Here is a 1,479-nt window from a genome sequence, read left to right as displayed (position 1 = left end):
GTTCATCGGGCTCGCCCGCTCGGCGGCCGATGCGACGGAGTATTTCCAGATCCCGACCGGACGTGTGGTCGAGATCGGCACGCAGGTGGCGATCTGAGGTTTCCGGCAGCCTTTGACGCCACGCACCGGTCATTGCGGGGCAAGCCCTGCGCTGGGAACATGGTAGCCCTACCGTCACGGCACTTGATATTGCATCGCAGCAAGCGTAGAGCACCGCGCGCTTATCGGAGTGTCGTCCATGGCCCTTACCAATGCTGGTATTGAGGCAGAACCCGTCGAACAATCGAGCCATCCCGAAATCGAACAGCACAGCACCAAAGTTCTGATGCTGGGCGCGCTCGGTGTGGTCTATGGCGACATCGGCACCAGCCCGATCTACGCCTTCCGGGAAGCGCTTGTTGCGTCCTCCGGCGGCGAAATCGCCGAGCGCGGCGATATTCTGGGCGTGCTGTCGCTGATCATCTGGTCGTTGACGATTATCGTCACCATCAAATACATCATGTTCGTGCTCAGAGCCGACAACCGAGGCGAGGGCGGCGTGCTGTCGCTGATGGCGCTGGCGCGCGGCAGTTTCCCGACCCGCTCGGCGATCATCCTGGCCATCGGTATTGTCGGCGCGTCATTGTTCTTCGGTGACGCCGTCATCACGCCGGCAATCTCGGTGCTTTCGGCGGTTGAAGGCATGAATGTCGTTACCCCGACCTTCCAGCCCTACGTCGTGCCGCTGACGCTGGTCATCCTTGCGATCCTGTTTTCGGTGCAGCGCTTCGGGACCGGCGGTGTGGCGCTGATCTTCGGGCCGATCACGGCGGTCTGGTTCCTGGCTATCGGTCTTTCGGGCTTGAACCACATCATCGCCGATCCCGAAATCCTGTGGGCGGTCAGCCCGCACTACATCGTCGCCTTCCTGATCAATTCGCCCGATGTCGCCTTCGTCACCATCGGCGCCATCTTCCTCGCCGTCACCGGCGCCGAAGCGCTTTATGCCGATCTCGGCCATTTCGGCCGCAAGCCCATCGTGCTCGCCTGGCTGGCCATCGTGTTTCCCTGCCTGCTGCTAAACTATGCCGGGCAGGGCGCTTTCGTGCTGGCGAAGAACGGTCACGTCGGCCATCCATTCTTCGAGATGAACGAAGGCTGGACGCTGATCCCGATGGTGGTATTGGCAACCGCGGCGACGGTTATCGCCAGCCAGGCGGTCATCTCCGGCGCCTTCTCGCTGACCCGGCAGGCGGTGCAGCTCAATATGCTTCCGCGCCTCGAAATCCTGCACACGTCGGAACGGCAGTCGGGCCAGATCTACATGCCCCGCGTCAATGTTTTGCTGGCGTTGGCGGTGATGTTGCTGGTCGTCGGTTTCGGCGAATCGAGCAAGCTGGCCTCCGCCTATGGCATCTCGGTGACCGGCAACATGCTGGTGACGACGGTGCTGCTGTTCGTCGTCATGACGCGCATTTGGAAATGGCGCCTGTGGGTGGC

The 1,479-nt window shown here is 61.9% G+C and carries 1 protein-coding gene; it reads left to right on the top strand.

Going from position 1 to position 1,479, the window contains the following annotated elements:
- Positions 1-238 precede the first annotated feature (238 nt).
- On the top strand, positions 239-1,479 hold a 1,241-nt coding region (locus NKJ58_RS31435), incomplete at its 3' end, for a KUP/HAK/KT family potassium transporter (RefSeq protein WP_352854711.1).

The sequence above is a fragment of the Mesorhizobium sp. M0139 genome (genome assembly GCF_040322455.1).
Lineage (GTDB): Bacteria > Pseudomonadota > Alphaproteobacteria > Rhizobiales > Rhizobiaceae > Mesorhizobium.
Note: the sequence above shows the minus strand (reverse complement) of the source record. Positions and strands in the feature narration are given on the sequence as shown.